The organism is Arthrobacter globiformis (assembly GCF_003261175.1).
GTDB classification, from domain to species: Bacteria; Actinomycetota; Actinomycetes; order Actinomycetales; family Micrococcaceae; genus Arthrobacter; species Arthrobacter globiformis_A.
In genome coordinates this window covers 311779-331744 of the sequence record NZ_QLNP01000098.1, presented here as the reverse complement: position 1 = coordinate 331744, position 19966 = coordinate 311779, and the positions used below count along the sequence as shown (strand labels likewise).

Below are 19966 nucleotides of genomic sequence, written 5' to 3'. Positions count from 1 at the left end.
CCGCCACATGGCGGAACGGGCTTCTGATCGAGGCGTAACGCCCCGGCAAGCGGATTTAGCGCTTGGAGTACTGCTGAGCCTTGCGTGCCTTCTTGAGACCGGCCTTCTTACGCTCGATGACGCGGGCGTCACGGGTGAGGTAGCCGGCCTTCTTCAGGGTGGCGCGGTTGTTCTCGACGTCGATCTCGTTCAGCGAACGGGCGATGCCGAGGCGCAGTGCACCGGCCTGGCCGGAGGGGCCACCGCCGTGGATGCGGGCAATGACGTCGTAGGCGCCTTCGAGATCCAGGATCTTGAAGGGCTCGTTGACGTCCTGCTGGTGCAGCTTGTTCGGGAAGTAGTTATCCAGCTCGCGGCCGTTGATGGTCCACTTGCCAGAGCCCGGCACAACGCGAACGCGTGCAACGGCTTCCTTGCGGCGGCCAACAGCTGCGCCGGCAACGGTCAGTGCCGGGCGCTCCTTCTTCGGGGCGGCTTCGGTAGCGCCGCTTTCCGAGGTGTAGCTGGTCAGGTTTTCCTCAGCCTCAACGGCTTCGGTGGTCAGTTCATCGTTCTGAGCCACGGTTCTCCTTGTAGATAAAAGTGTTGGTGGCCAGGACTACTGGGCGACCTGGGTGATTTCGAAAGTCTTGGGCTGCTGGGCTGCGTGGGGGTGCTCGGCGCCACGGTAGACCTTCAGCTTGCTCAGCTGCTGGGCAGCGAGGGAGTTCTTCGGGAGCATGCCCTTGATGGCCTTCTCAACGGCCCGGACCGGGTTGGACTCCAGGAGTTCCGCGTAGTTGACGGAGGTCAGGCCGCCCGGGTAACCGGAGTGGCGGTATGCGCGCTTCTGCTCCAGCTTGGCGCCGGTGAGGGCAACCTTTTCAGCGTTGATGATGATGACGAAGTCGCCCATGTCCATGTGGGACGCAAAGGTCGGCTTGTGCTTTCCGCGCAGCAGTGTTGCGGTCTGGCTGGCAAGACGACCCAGGACAACGTCGGTGGCGTCAATGACGTGCCACTGGCGGTTGATATCGCCGGGCTTCGGGGTGTACGTACGCACGGTGTTTGCCTCGTTCTTGTTCTGGCGTTCTTGTTTTAGGCGTCACACGGGGTGCGCCTACTATCTATGCGCGACCGGAACAGAGGTGAGGGCTCTATGGACCAGTTATCCCCTAGTCCCGAAAATGCCCGTCGGGTAGTGATCCTGCAACTGGATCCCCAAGCGGGCACGCATCATCGAGAAAGGACACGCACAACGACTACCAAGAATAGCGCCAACCGGCGGCCCGGGTCAAAATGGGGTATCCGGTGGCGGGGGTCGTGGAGTCCTGCGCCAGCGCCGGGCCCTTCCACCCAGGAGTGCACGTGACTTCAGCAGGTATCGCCGCCAGCGCCGGGCCGCTCTTCGCCTTGGTCATGGGACTCATTGGTATTTTACTGAGCCTGCTTGCTGAATACGTCATCGCCCGCACCCTCCCCCGCCTCGGCGGGCTGCCGGGCGCGCGGACAAGAATTACGACGGCGGCAGTTACCGGAGCCCTCTGCGCCGCCCTTGCGCTGCGACTGGGATCGGACTGGTCCCTGCCTGCTTTTCTCCTGCTTGCGGTCGTCGGCGTGCAGCTGGCCCGCATTGATGTGGCCCATCATCTGCTGCCGAACCCCCTCGTGCTCACGCTACTGGTGGCCGGCCTGGCGCTCCTGGTTCTGGGCAGTTCAGCCACGGCAGAGTGGGCCGAACTGCTCCGAGCGGGCGCCGGGGCGGCCATCCTGTTCGTCATTTTCCTGATTCTGGCCCTGATTTCGCCAAACGGCATCGGCATGGGCGATGTCAAGCTTGCCGCCCCCGTGGGCCTGTACTTGGGCTACTTGGGGTGGAGCCACCTGTTCTATGGCGGAGCACTCGGCTTTGTTTTGGGCGGTATCTTATCCGTCGTTTTGATTAGGCTGAAGCGCGCCAATTTCAGATCGGAAGTCGCCTTTGGCCCCTCGATGCTCGCCGCCGCCCTAGGGACTGTTTTACTGGCATCCTAAATACCGGCATTTCTGGTGAAACGTCGAATTACCTACAACAATCTTGATGATTTCTTGAGTTTCCGAGTAGCCCCGTGCTTGCAGTTTTCCTAGTATGAGTACCCGCTTGGGGGGAATACTTATTTCCCTGGGGGGAAAGACGGGTAGAACTACGCATTGTTGCCGGACTGCTTTCCGGTGGATTCTTTAGCTATCGAAGCACCAGCCCTTTCGCGGTACGGGGGAGGCTGGAATTCGAAAGCATTTATTCCATCGAACTTAAGGAAAAACAATGTCTACTTTCATGGTCTCCGTTCTTGCCTTCGTTTCCGGAATCAAGGGCCGGCTGGAATCAGAAAAAGGCGCCACCGCGACCGAATACTCACTGCTCGTGGCATTCATCGCGTTCCTGATCATTGGTGGCGTCGGTGTCTTCGGCGGCGCACTCGACACCTGGTTCCGGAATCTCGCCCTAGAGGTTGGCGGCTGGACAGTTCCCTAGCTCGACGTTCCGCCCGCTGCCGCCAGCCAACAAATGCGTGGGGCCCGGTCGCAGCAACAATCGGTGTGCCGCGTCCACGGACGCGGCACACCACCCTAATCGGCTGTAACTACTCACGGGGGATCCAGTGAACCGCAGCAACTTCCGAGCAAAAGGGCACCAAAGCGGCGCGGCTGCCGTCGAGTTTGCCCTGGTTGCGCCCATCCTCCTGGCCCTTGTGGCCGGCATTGTGGAGTTTTCTCACGCCTACAACCTGCAGATTTCCGTCACTCAAGCTGCCAGGGAGGCTGCCAGGGAGATGGCCATCGAGGACGACCAGAGCGCAGCAGCCGTTGCCGCATCCGCCGGCGCGCCCGGCCTGAACGGTGCGGATTTTGAGTACGCCTTCTCCCCCGGGTCTTGCACGGCCGGCGAGAACATGACCGTCACCATCACCTACCCCGCTCCAACACTGACGGGCATCTTCGGCAGCACCGTGACGGTCACCGGGACAGGAGCCATGCGATGCGAAGGCTAAAGCCTGGGCAACAGGATGGCGAGCGCGGAGCCGCTGGAGTCCTAGTGGCGGTCATGATGCTGGTGCTCATAGGTGCCGGTGCACTGGCCGTGGACGTCGGGCAGATCTACTCCGAACGGGCACAGCTCCAGAACGGCGCTGACGCGGGCGCCCTGGGCGTCGCCCAGGCCTGCCATAAGACGGGCTGCACCCAGGCAGAGGCCCAGGCATTCGCCGATCCATTGGCCAATAGCAATACAAACGATGGCGACGCGAACGTCTCCGAGGTAGACCTTTCCGTACCGGACCAGGTCACGGTCCGAACCACCACCAAGAACGGCAGCAGCAGCGTACTCGCCAAGCTTTTCGCCAGCGTACTGAATGCCCCCGCGGTGAGCGTGGGTGCACACGCCACAGCATCCATTGAGGTTCCGGGATCAGGAGGGGGCTTCCCGCTCGCCCTGTCCGAATGCCAGTACGACCTCACAGACGCCGTCGCAACCGGCATCCTCCAGCAGATCCGCTACAAGCCTGGAATGGGGACCTGCACGTCGACGTCCGGACATGCCATTCCCGGCGGGTTCGGCTGGCTGAACCAGAACGGTGGGCAATGCAGGGCGACCACAGACGCGGAGGACAACGCCGCCTACGATCCCGGCGCAGATTACCCCAACAAGCCGGGCGAAAACTGCGATTCCGTGCTTCAAGGCTGGATCAACACCATCCAGGCCGGCGACGAAGTACTCGGCGTCTTTCCGGTATACGACAATGCTGGCAAGGGCAAGGGTAACGGCTGGTTCCATATCCGCGGTTATGCCACTTTTCAAATGGTTGGCTGGAAGTTCGGCGGCGGTTCGAGCGGACCCCGTACTTACAACAATTCTCCCACTCCGGCTACCGCCTGCGTGGATCCTTGCCGGAGCATCATCGGCAAATTCAAGAAATTCGAGTCCATTGATGCATTCGAAGGAAACACAGGCACCGGAGACGACCTTGGAACCGTCTACATTCGCCTCGTCAACTAATAACTAGCTAGGGGGATAAAATGAAAGCTCGCCTAATTGGAGGCATTGCCGCCCTGTTGGTGGCAATTATTGGTACGGTTCTTTTGGTCAATTATGTGCAGAATGCGGATAGGCGCGCACTGGCGGACACCGAAACCGAATCCGTGTATGTAGTGGAGAAAACCATTGCGGCCGGCTCGGGAATCGATAAGGCTGCCGGCGCCGTCGTCCGGAAAGAAGTACCGAAACTGGCCGTGGCCTCCGGAGCGGTGACCGATCTCAACCAGATTGGCCAGAAGGTCGCTGCCGTGGACCTGATGCCCGGCGAGCAGCTCCTCGCCACCCGCATGGTTGATGCTGATTCCATCCTCGGGCCCGCCCGCGTCCAGGTCCCTGCGGGCATGCAGGAGATCACCCTCAAGCTGCCGATCGAACGGGTGGTGGGCGGCACCCTGACGGCCGGGGACACCGTGGGCGTATTCCTCTCCGTTGATGACTCTGCGACGAGGTCCGGCGGAACGCAGCTGACCTTCCACAAGGTGCTGGTCACGGCGGCGCAGTTCAGCAACGGCAGCACAGCCACGTCCCAAGAGGCCGAGGCCAAGGAGGATGCATCCAGTAGCGCACTCAACTCGAAGAAATCTGCCTCATCCAATGACACCTATCTCATCACCCTGGCCCGTAGCTCCGCGGACGCCGAAAAGATCATCTTCACCACAGAATTCGGAAGCGTCTACCTCTCCAAGGAGCCGGCGACCGCGGTGGAGGGCACGTCGGGAGTTGTGAACACCGGAAGGTTGTTCCGATGAGCCGCTTTGTCCTCATCACTCCGAACGCCGACTTTGAGCGCCGCATCCAGCTGGCAGTGTCCGGCATGCACGGTTCGCTGCGGGTGTTCCAGGCGGACTACCTTCCCGAGAGCCCGCAGGATTTCCTCCGGCAGCTCGTAGGTGAGCCGCCGGAGGTGCTGATCCTCGGACCAGGCCTGCCGGTCGACGGCTCCTTAAAGCTGGCGTCGGTCATGGATCTGCAGTACCCCGAAATCAGCGTTGTACTGGTGGTGCCTGAAACCAAGGAAGTAGTCCTCCAGGCAATGCGTTCCGGGGTTCGTGACCTGCTGGACCCAGCCGCGGACCCGGACGCCATCCGCGTCCTGCTGGAGCGGGCGAGCCTCGCGGCCGCGGGCCGCCGTCGGGGTTTGGCCCCGGGGGCGGCCGAGCACGCCGACCACGGCGAGGGCGGCCGGGTCATCGCGGTCATGTCCCCCAAAGGCGGGGTTGGCAAGACCACGGTGGCCACGAATCTCGCCGTCGGCCTTGGCAAAAGCGCGCCGATGAGCGTGGTGATCGTGGACCTGGACCTGCAGTTCGGCGATGTCGCCAGCGGGCTGATGTTGGACCCGGAACACACCATCACCGACGCCGTGGTGGGCGCCGCAAGCCAGGACTCCATGGTCCTGAAGGCGTACCTCACCGTCCACCCCGCGGGGATATACGCCCTCTGTGCGCCGAGAAACCCGATCGAAATGGACAGGATCTCCGGCGAACAGGTCAGCCGGCTCCTGAACCAGCTGCGCGACGAGTTCCACTACATCGTGGTGGACACGGCACCGGGCCTGGGTGAGCACGTCCTTGCAACACTGGAGCAGGCCACGGATGCTGTCTGGATTTGCGGAATGGATATTCCCAGCATTCGGGGCCTCAGGACGGGGTTCCAGATCCTCGCTGAGCTCGGCCTCGTCCCGGAGAAACGGCACGTGGTGCTGAACATGACGGACCGCAGGGCGGGCCTCACGCTGCAGGACATCGAAGCCACCATTGGCTCACCTGTTGACGTTGCGCTCCCCCGCTCCAAAACCCTGCCCTACTCCACGAACAAGGGAGTGCCCGTCCTGCAGGACGGAAGCCGGGACTCGGCCGGCAAAGGCCTCCGCCAGCTGGTGGAGCGCTTCAAACCGAATTGGGAAGAAAGACCTCACAAGAAGCTGCACCGAAGGGCGGTAGTCCAGTGAACCTCACAGACCGGTTCCAGAACCTGCGGGGCGAGTCCAAGCCGGGCCCCGAAAAGTCACAGCCTACCGACGTCTTCAAGCCCAAGCCGGCTGCCACCACGCTCGGCAGGAAGCATGAGGAGCAGGCTGCAGGCTCGGCAGCCACCGCAGCCTTGGAGATGCCAGCCGTTGCTTCCGTAGCCAGCGAAGCCCTGAACGCCCTGAAGGAACGGGCTACCCAGGCACTTTTTGAGCGGCTGGGTTCGCGGCTCACCGATTCCGCCCTCGAGGACGAGGAACTGCACCAGTTCGTCCGGGATGAACTGAAGACCGTTGTGGACGAAGAGCAGGTTCCGTTGTCGGGGCCCGAGCGGCAGCGGCTTATCCGGGACATCATCGACGATGTCCTGGGCCACGGCCCCATCCAGCGCTTCCTCGATGACCCTTCCATTACGGAGGTCATGGTGAACCGCCATGACCAGGTCTACGTGGAACGCCAGGGCCGCATCCTCCCCACGGACACAAAGTTCAGCTCCGAGGACGCATTACGGCGGGTAATCGACCGGATCGTGTCCAAGGTGGGCCGCCGCATCGACGAGTCCTCCCCCCTAGTGGACGCCCGGCTTGCGGACGGATCGCGCGTCAACGCCATCATTCCCCCGCTGGCCGTCAACGGTCCTGCCCTAACCATCCGGAAATTCGGCCGGGAGGCGCTGACGGTCCACGACCTCGTTTCCCTGGGCAGCCTCTCCCCCGAGATGGCGGAGCTCCTGAACGCCTGCGTCAAGGCTCGGCTAAACATCATCGTTTCCGGCGGCACCGGCACGGGCAAGACCACGCTTTTGAATGTGCTGTCCGGATTCATACCGCCGGACGACCGGATCGTGACCATCGAGGACGCCGTCGAACTTCAACTCCAGCAGGACCACGTCATCCGCCTCGAAAGCCGCCCGCAGAACATCGAGGGCAAAGGTGAGGTGTCCATTAGGGACCTGGTCCGGAACTCGCTGCGTATGCGGCCGGACAGGATTGTGGTGGGTGAGGTCCGCGGCGGCGAATGCCTCGACATGCTTCAGGCGATGAACACCGGCCACGACGGTTCCATCTCCACCGTGCACGCCAACTCGCCGCGGGACGCCATCGCCCGTCTTGAAACGCTGGTGCTGATGGCAGGAATGGACCTTCCGCTCCGGGCCGTGCGCGAACAGCTGGCCTCCGCGGTCAACCTGATCGTCCACATCACCAGGATGCGTGACGGCTCCCGCCGCGTCACCCATGTCACCGAGGTGCAGGGCATGGAGGGGGACATCGTCACCCTCCAGGACGCCTTCGTGTTCGACTATTCGGCGGGCATAGACGCCAACGGCCGCTTCGTGGGGAAGCCGGTGCCGACGGGCGTCCGGCCACGGTTCACGGAGCGTTTCGCCGAGCTCGGCATCGAGATCTCGCCGGCCGTGTTCGGAGCAATCCTCCCCGGCATTGCGCCGGCAAGGGGGCGGTAACTATGCCGGGGGACTCCGGCGTTTTCGTGGTGGCGCTGGTACTGCTCTACCTCTCGATCTTCCTGGTCTTCGGCGTTGCCCTCAAGCCAAATTCGGGTATTCCGCTGTCCCGCCGCCAGCCCGACGTCCCAACCCAGACCTCATCACTGACCAGACTGACCGACCATGCCGTGGGAGTGCTGAACAAGGGACTCAGGAAGCGCGGGCCGGGCCTGCTCACACAGGAGCGGCTGGATGAGTGCGGTCTCAAGAAGGAACCGGGCGACTACCTGATCATGGCAGGCGTCATAACCCTGACCGACGCAGTTGTCGGGTTGTTCCTAGGCGGTGTTTTCGCCGCTATCCTCCTGACTCTGCTGACCCCGCTTGGACTGCACCTGATGCTGAACGCCTTGGCGGGGCGCCGCCGTCGGCAGTTTGACCAGCAGGTGAGAGACACGCTCCAGATGTTCTCCGGCGGCCTGAGGGCCGGGCACAGTCTGCTTCGGGCTGTGGACGCGGCCGGGCAGGAAAGCCAGCCACCGATGTCGGAGGAACTGGGCCGGATCGTCAATGAGACCAGGATTGGACGCGACCTCGGCGAATCGCTGGCGGATGTGGCTAAGCGGACCCAGAGCGAGGATTTTCTCTCCATCGCGCAGGCCATCGAGATCCACCGGGAGGTGGGCGGAGACCTGGCGGAAGTGCTGGACCACCTGGGCGATACGGTCCGTGACCGCAACCAGGTCCGCGGCCAGATCCGAGCGCTGAGTGCTGAGGGCCGGATGTCGGCGATCGTCCTCATGGCCCTGCCCGTGGTGATGTTCATCGGGCTGACGCTGTTCAACGAGATGTACTCCCGCACCTTCACCGCCACCCTGCCCGGCTACCTCATGATCGCCGCGGCAGTCGTGCTGCTCACCGTCGGCGGCTTCTGGCTGAGCCGGATCATCAAACCCAAGTTCTAGAAAGAAGGTGGTCATCATGCAGCCTGTGGCTTATGCGGCGATTCTGGCAGTTATCGCACCCGTGACTGTCATGACGTGGTTTGTCTTCACCGGCGACCGAGCGGGACTCCGCAACATCCAGGAAAACCTTGGCCGTGTGTCCAAAGCCAAGGGTCCTGCACTCAGCTTCACCGAGAAACTGAAGCTGGCCAGCCAGCGCATCATGCCGAAGGGATACGCCGCCTGGCTGGACCGGCAACTCGCGGGCGCGGGCCGGCCCAAGGACTGGCCGCTGGCCCGGCTCATCATGGTCAAACCGCTGCTTGCCTTCGCGGGCGCCGTCCCCGGGTACCTGTTCTTTGCCGGCAGCCCGTCAGCCCAGCGGTTCCTGATCCTGTCGGGTGTGACTGCCCTCTGCTACTTCACCCCAGATCTGCTGGTGCGCAACCGGGCACAGAAGCGGCGGGAGGCCATCCGCCTGGAACTGCCGGTCGCTCTGGACCACATGCTGATCTCGGTCCAGGCCGGCCTCGGGTTCGAAGCGGCAATGGGACGCGCCGGTACCAGCGGCAACGGCCCAATGGCGGAGGAACTGGTCCGCACGCTCCAGGACATCCAGGTGGGCCGGTCGCGGAAAGACGCCTACCTCGCGATGGCGGAGCGCGTGGATGTGCCGGACGTTCGCAGCTTCATCCGGGCCGTGATCCAGGCTGACGCGTACGGCGTTGCCATCGCCGGCGTCCTCAAAACCCAGGCCGAAGACATGCGGATCAAGCGGAAGCAGCGCGCCGAGGAGCACGCCATGAAGATGCCGGTGAAGATGCTGTTCCCGCTCATCTTCTTCATTCTGCCCACCCTGTTCATCGTGGTTCTCGGGCCGACGGTGATGAGCATCATTTCGATGTTTGCGGGGTAGGTTTTCGTTTGCAGGGCCCTTCGGTTCGTGGACCGAAGGGCCCTTTTTTCGTATTTTCACCTTCAGCCGGGGCGCACTGTATCCGCATGAAAATCGCAGGATTTGTGCAGTAAACGCAGTAACAGCCCTCCTTGGCAAGGCTTGGCACAGGAAGCTGCAAGTTCCATATTCTTGAGCGAATTGCCTTGCTAACTTTTTTACAGAGCTGGTGATGGACCAGCTTCCCAACACTCGCTCAGGAGTAAAAAATGCTTGCTTTCTTCTCTAACGCTGCTGCCCGTGTCCGCCGTGACGAAAAGGGCGCCACCGCCGTTGAATACGGCATCATGGTCGCTCTCATCGCTGTTGTGCTTATTGCCGCAGTCACTCTCTTGGGCGGGGGCATGAAAGACACCTTCACGCAGGTGCAGTGCTCTATCAATCACAAGACGTTCACTCCCGTTGCCGCCGGTGCCGCCGCTGGAACCGCAACCTGCGCCTAAGGCGCAGATATAGCGGCACTTAGCCCACCTCCTGACCCTCTCGAGGTGGTGGTGGCCCTCAGCTCGCCACCACCTCGAAAATACGACTATCGGCATATCTGGAAGGCCGCCAAGTGTCGAAGTCATTAGAGCGTGGTGCTGTCGCAGTTGAGTTCGCACTTCTTGCGCCCGTACTAATCCTGTTGCTCCTAGGCATCATGGAATTCGGCCGGGCCTACAACGTCCAAGTGTCACTTACCAATGCCGCCCGCGAAGGTGTCCGCAACATGGCGATCAACGGCAGCCAAGCCACCGCTCGGACGGCGGCTAAAAATGCTGCAACGCAATTAAGCCCGGCTCTGGCGGATGCCGACATCGCCTTCAGTGGCGCTAACTGCGCCGTCGGGGTCCAGATGACGGTGACTGTCAGCTACTCACTCAGCACGATGACCGGCATCGCCGGTCCGTTCGCTATGACAGGGAGAGGAACCATGCTGTGCGGCGGCTAGCATCCCGGGCTGATAGGGAACGGGGCGGAATCGCCGTCATAGTCGCCATTCTCATGGTAGTGCTCCTCGGCTTCGCCGCCGTCTCCATTGACGTTGCGATGCTCTACTCTGAACGCGCCCAACTGCAGAATGGCTCGGATTCAGCTGCCCTGATGGTTGCCCATAAATGCGCCAAGGACGAGACAGATATCAACTGCTCCGCAACGGCTCCAATGGCGACTGACCTGGCCAATAACAATGCCGTGGATGGCCTAAGCAACGTGAAGTCCATCCACCTCGACAAACCTAACCACACGGTCCAAGTGACAGTAGGGGCAAAGGAATCAGGAACCACCCCTAATTCTGTCTCCCTTTTTTTCGCCCGCATTATTGGCTCCAGTACCTCGGAAGTGACAGCTACATCAAGCGTTCAGTGGGGGACGCCGTCAAAAGGCGGCATGATCCTGCCGCTTGCAATAGCGGAATGCAAGTTCAACCTGGATTCCGCAGCCGGCGTGGGAAGTGAGCAAGTGCTTGAACTGGCAGTCAACGGCTGCGGCGGAATTCCTGGCGGATTCGGTTGGCTGAAGGACCCAACGGACAGCACATGCGGCATCACTGTGACCGCCGGGCCTGCTGACCATCAAGGAACTTGGGTATACAGCGATACCGGTGCCAGTATGCCTTCCGAGTGCACCACGGCCGACCTAAGTAAAATGAACAATCAAACAGTGCTCCTCCCCCTCTACGCCGTCGCGGCAGGGACTGGCTCCGGAGGCGCCTACTACATCAAGGGCTTCGCTGCGTTTCACGTAACCGCCTACCGCTTTGCTAGTGCAAGTTGGCAAATATCTGGCAACCAAATTTGCAACAAATGCATTCGCGGACATTTCGTGAAGTACGTCTCGCTTTCCCAAGCCCTCGAGCTCGGCAACGCACCTGATTACGGCACGTCTGTCGTCCGTCTCACAATTGGAGAACCCTGACGTGAAGTCACGCCTAGTAGCCGGAATCGCGGCCCTAGTCCTCGCCATCATCGGCGGGATGTTGGTTATTTTCTATGCCCAGGGTGCTGATCAGCGGGCTGTCAAGAACCTCGAGCCCGTGGCGGTGCTGGTCGTGAAGACTGCGATTCCTGCCGGCACTCCGGTGGAATCCATGACGGCCTCGCTGACCACGGAGCAACTACCGGCAGCCGCCGTGACTGGCTCCTCCCTTAAGTCCCTTAACGAATCCAAGGGCGAGGTGGCCGCCGTCGATCTGGTTCCCGGGGAACAGCTAGTAGCCGAACGCCTGGTCGCTCCTGAAGAGCTCAAGACCCAGGGGTCAGTGGAAGTTCCGGCGGGACTGCAGGAAGTCTCCTTCCAGCTTGAGCCGGACCGTGTTGTGGGCGGCAGGCTGGCTCCGGGCGACCACGTAGGGGTCTTCGTCAACTTGGATAAAGGCGGACTGGACGGCAAGCCCGACGCCGAAGCCACCAAGCTGACGGTCCGCAAGGCTCTGGTAACGGCAGTACAGCGCGCGCCCGAGCCAGCAGCCACCACCCAGCCCGCACCTACTGCGAGTGCTGACTCCAACGCCGCTGACCCGCAGGACACGGCCCTCCCTATGGGCAACCTCATGCTGACCGTCGCCGTTAGCGACGTTGACGCCGCAAAGATCGTCTTCGCTGCGGAATACGCCAAGATGTGGCTCAGCAAGGAGCCCACCAATGCCAAGGACAGTGGTCCCCGTATCATCCAGCGCACCGAGGTGTACAAGTGAGCCGCTTTGTCCTGATCACCCCGAACGCTGACTTCGACAGCCGATTGCGGCAGGCAGTGACCGGCGGGCTGCAGGGCGATGTCCAGACGTTCCTCACCAACCTCCTGCCTGCAGGCCCATACGATCTGTTCGCGCAGCTCAACCAGAACCAGCCAGAAGTCCTCATTCTCGGTCCCGATGTGCCCATCGACGAGGCCCTGCGCCTGGCCACGGTGCTCGACGTCCAAGTGCCGGACCTTACAGTTCTCCTCGTCAGCGAACCTGATCCCGAGCTCATCCTGCAGGCCATGCGTGCAGGCGTCCGCGATATCCTCAGCCCATCCGCCGACCCCGCCCAGATGCGGGTGCTACTGGAGCGCGCATGCCAGTCGTTCGCGAGTCGTCACCGGCTGGAACAACCACAACAGGCTCACAGCAGCAAGGGGCGAGTAATCGGCGTCTTCTCTCCGAAGGGCGGAGTAGGTAAGACGACCATCGCCACAAATCTCGCGATAGGCTTGGGCAAAGTCGCTCCGATGAGCGTGGTGTTGGTGGACCTTGATCTGCAGTTCGGCGACGTGGCCTCTGGCCTTTACCTCAGCCCCGAGCACACCGTTACGGATGCAGTCTCCCCCGCCGCAAGCCAGGACACCCTGGTGCTCAAGGCGTTCCTCACGGTTCACCCTTCGAGTATTTATGCCCTTTGCGCACCCGACAACCCTGTCGATGCCGATCACATTGCGCCTGAGCAGGTCACCCGCTTGCTTGAGCAGTTGGCGGAAGAATTCCAGTACGTCGTTGTAGACACCGCGCCGGGTTTGCCGGAGATAGGACTGGCAGCAATGGAGGCCTGCACTGACGTGGTTTGGGTCAGCGCAATGGACATTCCCAGCGTCCGTGGCTTGCGCTCCGGCTTGAATATCCTCCGCCAGCTCAACATTCTGCCTGAAGGAAAACACGTGGTCCTGAACATGGCGGACGCCAAATGCGGGCTCTCTGTCCAGGACATTGAATCCACCATCGGCGCTCCGGTCGATGTCAGCGTTCCGCGTTCCCGTGCCGTGGCATTCTCTACCAACCGCGGGGTGCCGGTACTGCAGGAAGCAAAAAGGGATCCGGCGGTCAAGGGACTAAATCAGCTGGTGGAGCGATTCAGCCCGCATGACCAGGCCAAGGGCCAGCGGCGAAGCCACCGGCGGGTGGTGGTCTAGATGAAGCTGTCTGAACGAATTCAGGTGGCCCAGGCCAAGTCCCAGCATGGGGTCGCCCCGGCCACGGCGGCTGCCGTTGCGCCTTCCTCGTCGGTCGAGGCTCCGCCGGCGACCCAGCCAGGGACAGTGGGAAAAGCCTCCCCGGCGCGCTCTCAAGCAGGCCCGGCTGCATCTTCGTCACGTCATGAACCCATCGCGCCAAAACCAGTGCGGCAGGAGTTGGCACCGAAGCTCCCGCAGCCATCTGCAGCCAAGAGCGAGGTGTTCAAGCCGAAGCCTCAGCAACCGGTAGACGTCTTTGCAGCTCTCAAACAGCGCGCGGCAACCGCCCTGTTCGAAAAAATGGGGGCCAGGTTCAATGATTCCGCCATTACCGAACAGGAGCTTCGGAGCACTGCGCGGGAAGAGCTGATCCGCATCATCGACGCCGAACAGGTGCCGCTGACAGCAGAGGAGCGCACTCGTCTGGTGGCGGACGTGGCCGACGACGTGCTGGGCTACGGGCCGCTGCAGCGACTCCTGGACGATTCGGCGGTTACCGAGATCATGGTGAACCGGATGGACCAGATTTATGTGGAGCGCAAGGGCCAGCTGACTCTGACCGAATCCCGGTTCAGCTCAGAGGACCATCTGCGCAAGGTCATCGAGCGCATTGTTTCCAAAGTGGGCCGGCGCATTGATGAATCTTCGCCGCTGGTTGACGCGCGACTCGAAGACGGCTCCCGTGTGAACGCCGTTATTCCTCCGCTCGCCGTCGGGGGTTCGTCGCTGACAATCCGAAAATTCAGCAAGGTTCCACTGACCGTCCAGAACCTGATCAACTTCGGGACTCTCACACCCGAGATGGCGGAGCTGCTTAACGCCTGCGTCAAGGCCAAACTGAACATCATCGTCTCCGGCGGTACCGGCACGGGCAAAACAACACTGCTCAACGTCCTTTCATCGTTCCTCCCCGGTAATGAGCGCATCGTTACCATCGAGGATGCCGTGGAGCTCCAGATCCAGCAGGAGCACGTGGTGCGCTTGGAGAGCAGGCCGCCCAACACTGAGGGCAAGGGCGAAGTCACCATCCGCGAACTGCTCCGGAACTCGCTCCGTATGCGACCTGATCGCATCGTGGTGGGCGAAGTTCGCGGCGGGGAATCGCTCGACATGCTCCAAGCGATGAACACGGGGCACGACGGCTCGCTCTCCACCGTCCACTCCAACTCCCCCCGCGACGCCGTGGCGCGTCTGGAGACCCTGGTTCTCATGGCGGGAATGGACTTGCCGCTACGGGCCATCCGCGAGCAGATCGCCTCGGCGGTCAACCTCATCATCCAGATTTCCAGGCTGCGGGACGGCACCCGGCGGATTACGCACGTGACCGAGGTCCAGGGGATGGAGGGCGACATCGTCACTCTCCAGGATGCCTTCGTCTTCGACTATTCCGCGGGCGTGGACCAGCACGGACGGTTCCTGGGTTCGCCGATTCCGACGGGTATCCGTCCGCGCTTCATCGACCGCTTTGAAGACATGGGCATCCACGTTTCGGCAGGTGTCTTCGGCGCCTCTTCAGCCTCTAACGGAAAGCACTGACGTCCATGGTCCTGACTTTAGGAATCATCCTCGTGATTGCCGCCATCGCCCTCGCGGGGGTCGCAGTGATGATTCCCCGCACTCCTGCTGTGCCGCTCGACCGCCGTCGCCCGTTCCGGACCGAATCAGATTCCCAACTGACCCGCTTTGCCGGTTCAGCCGTCCAGGGAATAGAGCGCTTCCTTGCGAAGCGGAACATCCGGTTCTTCAACCGTGACGCCCTTGAAAACGCGGGCCTCCGACTCAGTCAGGCAGACTTCCTGCTCTTGGTCCTGATCGGCGCCTTTGTAGGCGCAATGGTGGGGCTCGTGGTGGCAGGGCCTTTGCTGGCCATTCTCCTTGTCATCGCGGCGCCGTTCATCGGACATCTTGTGTTGGGCGTCCTGACGGGCAAGCGGCATACCAAGTTCGGAGACCAGCTCGGCGACACCCTACAATTGCTGTCCGGCAGCCTCCGTGCGGGGCACAGTATCCTGCGGGCCATCGATGCAGCGGCCAACGAATCGCAGGCGCCGACCTCCGAGGAAATGCGCCGGGTCGTCTCGGAGACCAGCCTCGGCCGGGACCTGCTCGTGTCGCTCAACGACACTGCGGAGCGCATGCAGAACGAGGACTTTGTTTGGATCTCCCAAGCCATCCAGATCAACCGTGAAGTGGGCGGCAACTTGGCTGAAGTCCTGGACCAGGTCAACGAGACGATCCGCGAGCGCAACGAGATCAAGGGCCATATCAAGTCCCTCGCCGCAGAAGGGAAATTCTCCGCTTACATCCTTATGGCGCTCCCTATCGGCATCGCAGCCATGCTCATGGTGGTCAGCCCGGGTTACATGGATAAGATGGTTTCCACCGTTCTGGGCTGGATCATGATCGTTGCCTCGATCATCCTGATGACCATCGGTGGTCTCTGGATGCGCAAGATCATCGATCTGAAGTTCTGAGGCAGCCATGGATCCCTTAATTCTCCTTTCCCTCCTCCTGATCTGTCTGCCGCTCGGCTACCTTGTCTGGTCCCTGCTCTCCGCAGACAAAAAAGGCCAAGCGGTTGCCCGCGACATTCTTTCGAGGGGCGCCAGCCACCGGTCCGAAGTGGAGAAGAAAACCAGCACTGGCCGGCTTGAACAAATTGGCCGCCGGCTCACTCCTGCCAGCTACGTGCAGAAGCTCGACCACCTGCTCTCCCTCGCTGGCCGCCCGGCAAACCTTCCGCTTGGCCGCGTGCTCGCGGCCAAACCCGCCCTGGGTCTGGTGGGCGGCCTCGTTGGACTGTGGCTCAGCTCCATCGGGACGACGCCGATCATGAAGCTCGTTGGCATCTTCATCCTGTTCCTGGGCTACTTCATCCCGGACCTGATGCTCTACAGCAAGGGACAGGAGCGGCAGAAGGCCATGCAACTGGAACTCGCCAACACCCTGGACCAGATGCTGATTTCCGTTGAGGCAGGCCTGGGTTTCGAGGGCGCCATGGCGCGCGCCGGCGAGAACGGCAAGGGCCCTCTCTCGGAGGAACTAGTCCGCACGCTCCAGGACATGCAGGTGGGCCGGAGCCGCCGTGAGTCCTATCTCGCACTGGCCGAGCGCACAAACATCCCGGAACTGCGCAGCTTCGTGCAGGCTGTGGTGCAGGCAGACATGTACGGCATTGCCATCAGCCGCGTCCTGCGCGTTCAGGCCAAGGTGATGCGCGTCAAGCGCCGCCAGCGTGCCGAGGAAAAGGCGATGAAGCTGCCGGTGATGATCCTGTTTCCGCTGCTGTTCTTCATCTTCCCGGTCCTCTTTATCGCCATCCTGGGCCCGGCCGTCATCAACACGATCGAGACGTTCTCAAACCAGTAAGGTTGTTGGTTCCGCAGGCCTACCCCCACCACAAGGTACCCGCAGGGTTTCCACAGGATCCAAGCTCAATCAGGGTTTTCCCAACCTCAGAAAGTAGCCTTAAGTCATGTCCATTTCAGGTTCCGGAGCAGCCGAGAGCAACGCCAACGGCGTCTGCCTTCCGGCGCCTGCGAGCGACGATGGCATGCTTCACCACGAATCGGAGAGTGCCACCTTGCCCGTCTTAAACTTGGATGTCCTTCACGATTTGGAAGAAGACATGGGCAACACCGGCGTGGCGCACAACTTCGCCAGAGACTACATCAAGATCTGGGACAAGCGCCGGACCTACCTCGAAGCGTCGGTCGAAAACGACGACGCGGATGCAGCCATGGACGCCGTGCTCAGCCTGAAGAACTCGGCCATGATGGTGGGTGCCTCACGACTGGCCCAGCTGGCGGTAAACCTGGAACGCCTCGTCAAGAGCGGAGACCTATCCGCTGTCCGCCGGCTGCTGCCCTTCGTGGTGCTTACCGGCGACCAAACCGTGTGCGGCCTCCAGCACGGTTACCTCCCGCCGGAGGCCTAGGAGCCTAGGTAAGGCGCCTACTCCGCCCTCTTCGGCGCCAGCCGGTAGCCCACGCCCCGCACGGTAACGAGCCAACGGGGATCCTGCGGGTCCTCCCGGAGTTTCCGGCGCAGGTTACCGATGTGGACCTCGACGGCCCGCTCGTCGGCCTCGCTGATGTAGGTGTCCTCGCCGTAATACTCGCCCCGCACCACTCGCACCAGATCGGCCCGGGTGCGCACCGCGCCCGTTCCCTTCAGCAGCTCGTGCAGCAGGTCGAATTCGCTACGGGTCAGCCCCAGAGGCGTGCCGCCCAGGGCGACGGTCCGGGTTTCGGTGTCGAGTGCCAGCCCGTTGTGCTGCAGCACGGTGCCCCGGCGCGAACCGGAGGGCGCGGCGGAGCCAGCCGGCCCGGACTCCGCAGAAGACGGAGCATCATCGCCAGAAGAAACCCGGGGCCTGCGCAGCATCGCCGTTATCCGGGCCCGCAGTTCCCGAGGCCGGAAGGGCTTGACGATGTAGTCGTCCGCTCCGCCCTGGAGTGCCGTGATGGTGTCCAGCTCCTCATCCCGGCCGGTCAGCATCACAATGTAGGCGTCGCTGAACTGCCGGATGCGCCGAAGGACTTCAAAGCCGTCAATGTCCGGAAGACCGACGTCGAGGGTTATTACGTTCGCCTGGCGCTGCCTGGCAACATCAACCCCGTCACGCCCGGTCCCTGCCGAGTGCACCTCAAAACCAGCCTGCTGCAAAACCGCGTCAAGGAGATTCCGAACGTCAACATCATCCTCGATGACCACGGCAACACCAAGATCACCCACCACTACCTCTATCCAGGCAAAACCACCGCACAGCCCAGCGCAATGCGGTAAGCGTTACCAGATTACCTACGCTACAACGTAGAGGGGCCCAATGAGCGAAAATTGCCCATATCTTTTGGACGTACACCGGGCACCGGCGCCGCCCCCTCCAAATGCCGAAGAATAGGCGTGCATAATGGGCATCATGTCATCGCACAAACACGGGCGGTCTCCGAATTCGGAAGAGCAGGCCAGTACCGGGCGCAGCCGCCTTGGGTGAGCACGTGCTGGTCCGCGACACGGACCGCTTCTTCCGCCGCCTGCAGCCCCGCGTCCAGGTGGCGCTCTGCCAGCTCCCGGTAACAGTCATCCTCGCCGCGCTGGCGATCGCCGCGCCCGCAGTGTGGCCCACACTGATCGAGAGCCCAGTATTTATTGCTGCCATCGTCATGATGGTGACGACGTTTCTCGCCTGCTTTCTGGTTCCCTGGGAACGGCTACCGCCCAACGCCTACCTGGTTATTCCGATACTCGACATGGTGATCATCGGACTCGCCCGCAACGGCGCGGTTCCCGCCGTTGCCGGACTTGGAGTTCTGGCGATATTCCCGGTGATCTGGCTTTCCAGCTCCGACAACTTCCCGCGTACCACCATATTCCTGAGCTTTTTCGGCACCCTCCTCATCGGCATTCCAACGCTGGTGCAAAAGTTTCCCAAAATTTCACCTTCGGACATGGCCACTGCAATTCTGCTGCCGCTAATGATGCTGGCTGTGTCGCTGGCAATCAGGTTTGCCAGCGCCAACGTCCGCCTGCAGCGCCAGAGGCTGGAGAAGAAGGACGCTGAACTCCGCGAACTTCTCGTGGAAAGCAGGAACCGCGAACGGCTGCTCAAGACCATCCTGGACACCACCGACGTTGGGATTGTGGCCGTGGATGCGGACGGCCAGAAGGTTTTGGTCAACAACCAACAACAAACCTTCCGGCAGGCAGCGGCCCCCGCCGGCACCGAGCAACCGCTGGAAGCCCAGCAGCTCATGTTCGGGCAGGACCGGGTAACTCCGCTTCCATTGGACAAGCGCCCGATCCACCGTGCCGTTGCCGGCGAGACCTTCGCTGATTACCTGGTGTGGCTGGGCGAGGGACCCTCGCAAAAGGCCGTCTCCACCGCCGCGCGCATCATCAAGAACGACGACGGCGGGTTCAGCGGGGCGGTCGTCGTCTACACAGACGTCACAGGTCTTGTGGAAGCCCTCTCCGCCAAGGAAGAGCTGATCTCCAACGTCTCCCACGAATTCCGCAGTCCGCTGATGTCGGTCCTGGGCAATGTTGACCTGGTCCTTGATGAAGCGGACGGCCTGTCCCCTGACTCCGTGCACCGGCTGGAAGTGGTGCAACGCAATGCCGAACGGCTGCTCTCCCTGGTCTCCGAGTTGTTGGTGTCGGCGTCCGCCGTCCTGGCCGTGCATCCCCGGCGGACCGATCTGGCGGGCCTCATCGAGAACAGCATCGGCTCGGTCCAGGCGCAGGCCGACGCCAGCCACGTCGCCCTTGCCACCGACGTCCCGGCGCCGCTGTGGGCGCATGCTGACCCGCTCCGCATCGGTCAAGCTCTGGACAACTTGGTGTCCAATGCCATCAAATACTCTCCCGACGGCGGCAAAGTCACCGTGAGTGCCCGGCGTAGCGAATCGTGGGTGCAGCTGAAGGTCCAGGACACGGGCATGGGTATCAGCGAAGAGGAAACCTCGCGTATCTTCACGCGGTTCTTCCGCACCCAAGCGGCGCGCCAGGCCGCCATTCCCGGGGTGGGACTGGGTCTGTCCATCACCAAGACCATTGTGGAGCGGCACGGTGGGAACATCTCTTGCCAGAGCAAACCCGGGGCTGGCACCACCTTCACCCTCACGCTGCCGGCTGAGGCGATTCGCGAGTCCTGACGCGGTTTTAGGCCAGGTCCGGTTATCCACATAGCCC

22 protein-coding genes are annotated in these 19966 nt (G+C 62.1%); 19 read left to right on the top strand and 3 right to left on the bottom strand.

Annotated features, from left to right (window positions below; translation table 11 throughout):
* Positions 1 to 55: 55 nt before the first annotated feature.
* On the bottom strand, positions 56 to 562 hold the full coding sequence (gene rpsI, locus DBZ45_RS18165; protein WP_102973654.1) for a 30S ribosomal protein S9: 507 nt from the start codon (positions 560 to 562) through the stop codon (positions 56 to 58).
* A gap of 36 nt (positions 563 to 598) precedes the next feature.
* A complete protein-coding gene (gene rplM / locus DBZ45_RS18160; protein ID WP_003805351.1) occupies positions 599 to 1042 on the bottom strand; it encodes a 50S ribosomal protein L13 in 444 nt (147 codons plus the stop codon).
* A 305-nt stretch (positions 1043 to 1347) separates the two neighbouring features.
* Here rplM and DBZ45_RS18155 point away from each other — a divergent pair, with 305 nt between their 5' ends.
* From DBZ45_RS18155 to DBZ45_RS18070, 18 genes are all read left to right on the top strand, one after another.
* The gene (locus DBZ45_RS18155) at positions 1348 to 2013 is read left to right on the top strand and encodes a prepilin peptidase (RefSeq protein ID WP_223257145.1); all 666 of its coding nucleotides are present in this window, start codon (positions 1348 to 1350) and stop codon (positions 2011 to 2013) included.
* 271 nt (positions 2014 to 2284) lie between these two features.
* Positions 2285 to 2494: a Flp family type IVb pilin gene (locus DBZ45_RS18150; RefSeq protein WP_111905223.1), complete on the top strand. Its 210-nt coding sequence runs from the start codon at positions 2285 to 2287 to the stop codon at positions 2492 to 2494.
* A gap of 127 nt (positions 2495 to 2621) precedes the next feature.
* The gene (locus DBZ45_RS18145) at positions 2622 to 3011 is read left to right on the top strand and encodes a TadE family protein (protein WP_111905222.1); all 390 of its coding nucleotides are present in this window, start codon (positions 2622 to 2624) and stop codon (positions 3009 to 3011) included.
* Positions 2999 to 4015 carry a Tad domain-containing protein gene (locus tag DBZ45_RS18140; protein ID WP_111905221.1) on the top strand — a complete coding sequence of 339 codons (1017 nt, stop codon included), beginning with the start codon at positions 2999 to 3001 and terminating at the stop codon, positions 4013 to 4015. The genes DBZ45_RS18145 and DBZ45_RS18140 overlap by 13 nt, the downstream gene beginning before the upstream one ends.
* 20 nt (positions 4016 to 4035) lie before the next feature.
* Positions 4036 to 4803, top strand: coding sequence for a Flp pilus assembly protein CpaB (gene cpaB / locus DBZ45_RS18135; protein WP_190243176.1), 768 nt, complete (start codon positions 4036 to 4038; stop codon positions 4801 to 4803).
* On the top strand, positions 4800 to 6005 hold the full coding sequence (locus DBZ45_RS18130; RefSeq protein WP_111905219.1) for an AAA family ATPase: 1206 nt from the start codon (positions 4800 to 4802) through the stop codon (positions 6003 to 6005). Before cpaB (DBZ45_RS18135) ends, DBZ45_RS18130 begins: the two co-directional genes overlap by 4 nt.
* Positions 6002 to 7486 carry a CpaF family protein gene (locus DBZ45_RS18125; RefSeq protein WP_223257144.1) on the top strand — a complete coding sequence of 495 codons (1485 nt, stop codon included), beginning with the start codon at positions 6002 to 6004 and terminating at the stop codon, positions 7484 to 7486. Before DBZ45_RS18130 ends, DBZ45_RS18125 begins: the two co-directional genes overlap by 4 nt.
* Before the next feature lie 2 nt (positions 7487 to 7488).
* A complete protein-coding gene (locus DBZ45_RS18120) occupies positions 7489 to 8433 on the top strand; it encodes a type II secretion system F family protein (RefSeq protein WP_111905218.1) in 945 nt (314 codons plus the stop codon).
* A 16-nt stretch (positions 8434 to 8449) separates the two neighbouring features.
* Positions 8450 to 9328 carry a type II secretion system F family protein gene (locus DBZ45_RS18115; protein WP_111905322.1) on the top strand — a complete coding sequence of 293 codons (879 nt, stop codon included), beginning with the start codon at positions 8450 to 8452 and terminating at the stop codon, positions 9326 to 9328.
* A gap of 248 nt (positions 9329 to 9576) precedes the next feature.
* Positions 9577 to 9810: a Flp family type IVb pilin gene (locus DBZ45_RS18110; RefSeq protein ID WP_111905217.1), complete on the top strand. Its 234-nt coding sequence runs from the start codon at positions 9577 to 9579 to the stop codon at positions 9808 to 9810.
* 113 nt (positions 9811 to 9923) lie between these two features.
* On the top strand, positions 9924 to 10298 hold the full coding sequence (locus tag DBZ45_RS18105) for a TadE/TadG family type IV pilus assembly protein (RefSeq protein WP_111905216.1): 375 nt from the start codon (positions 9924 to 9926) through the stop codon (positions 10296 to 10298).
* Positions 10286 to 11263, top strand: a complete 978-nt coding sequence (locus DBZ45_RS18100) for a TadE/TadG family type IV pilus assembly protein (protein WP_111905215.1) — start codon at positions 10286 to 10288, stop codon at positions 11261 to 11263. The genes DBZ45_RS18105 and DBZ45_RS18100 overlap by 13 nt, the downstream gene beginning before the upstream one ends.
* A 1-nt stretch (position 11264) precedes the next feature.
* The gene (gene cpaB / locus DBZ45_RS18095; RefSeq protein WP_111905214.1) at positions 11265 to 12041 is read left to right on the top strand and encodes a Flp pilus assembly protein CpaB; all 777 of its coding nucleotides are present in this window, start codon (positions 11265 to 11267) and stop codon (positions 12039 to 12041) included.
* Positions 12038 to 13231, top strand: a complete 1194-nt coding sequence (locus DBZ45_RS18090) for an AAA family ATPase (RefSeq protein WP_111905213.1) — start codon at positions 12038 to 12040, stop codon at positions 13229 to 13231. Before cpaB (DBZ45_RS18095) ends, DBZ45_RS18090 begins: the two co-directional genes overlap by 4 nt.
* Positions 13232 to 14809, top strand: coding sequence for a CpaF family protein (locus tag DBZ45_RS18085; protein WP_111905212.1), 1578 nt, complete (start codon positions 13232 to 13234; stop codon positions 14807 to 14809).
* Between the two features lie 5 nt (positions 14810 to 14814).
* Positions 14815 to 15747 (top strand): type II secretion system F family protein, encoded by a 933-nt coding sequence (locus DBZ45_RS18080; protein WP_111905211.1) that lies wholly within the window; start codon positions 14815 to 14817, stop codon positions 15745 to 15747.
* A gap of 7 nt (positions 15748 to 15754) precedes the next feature.
* On the top strand, positions 15755 to 16642 hold the full coding sequence (locus DBZ45_RS18075; protein WP_111905210.1) for a type II secretion system F family protein: 888 nt from the start codon (positions 15755 to 15757) through the stop codon (positions 16640 to 16642).
* 106 nt (positions 16643 to 16748) lie between these two features.
* Positions 16749 to 17210, top strand: coding sequence for an Hpt domain-containing protein (locus DBZ45_RS18070; RefSeq protein WP_111905209.1), 462 nt, complete (start codon positions 16749 to 16751; stop codon positions 17208 to 17210).
* A 17-nt stretch (positions 17211 to 17227) separates the two neighbouring features.
* Here DBZ45_RS18070 and DBZ45_RS18065 read toward each other — a convergent pair whose 3' ends face one another.
* Complete coding sequence (locus DBZ45_RS18065; RefSeq protein WP_190243175.1) at positions 17228 to 18010, bottom strand: response regulator transcription factor; 783 nt, start codon at positions 18008 to 18010, stop codon at positions 17228 to 17230.
* A 251-nt stretch (positions 18011 to 18261) separates the two neighbouring features.
* Here DBZ45_RS18065 and DBZ45_RS18060 point away from each other — a divergent pair, with 251 nt between their 5' ends.
* A complete protein-coding gene (locus tag DBZ45_RS18060) occupies positions 18262 to 19929 on the top strand; it encodes a sensor histidine kinase (protein ID WP_111905207.1) in 1668 nt (555 codons plus the stop codon).
* Positions 19930 to 19966 lie beyond the last annotated feature (37 nt).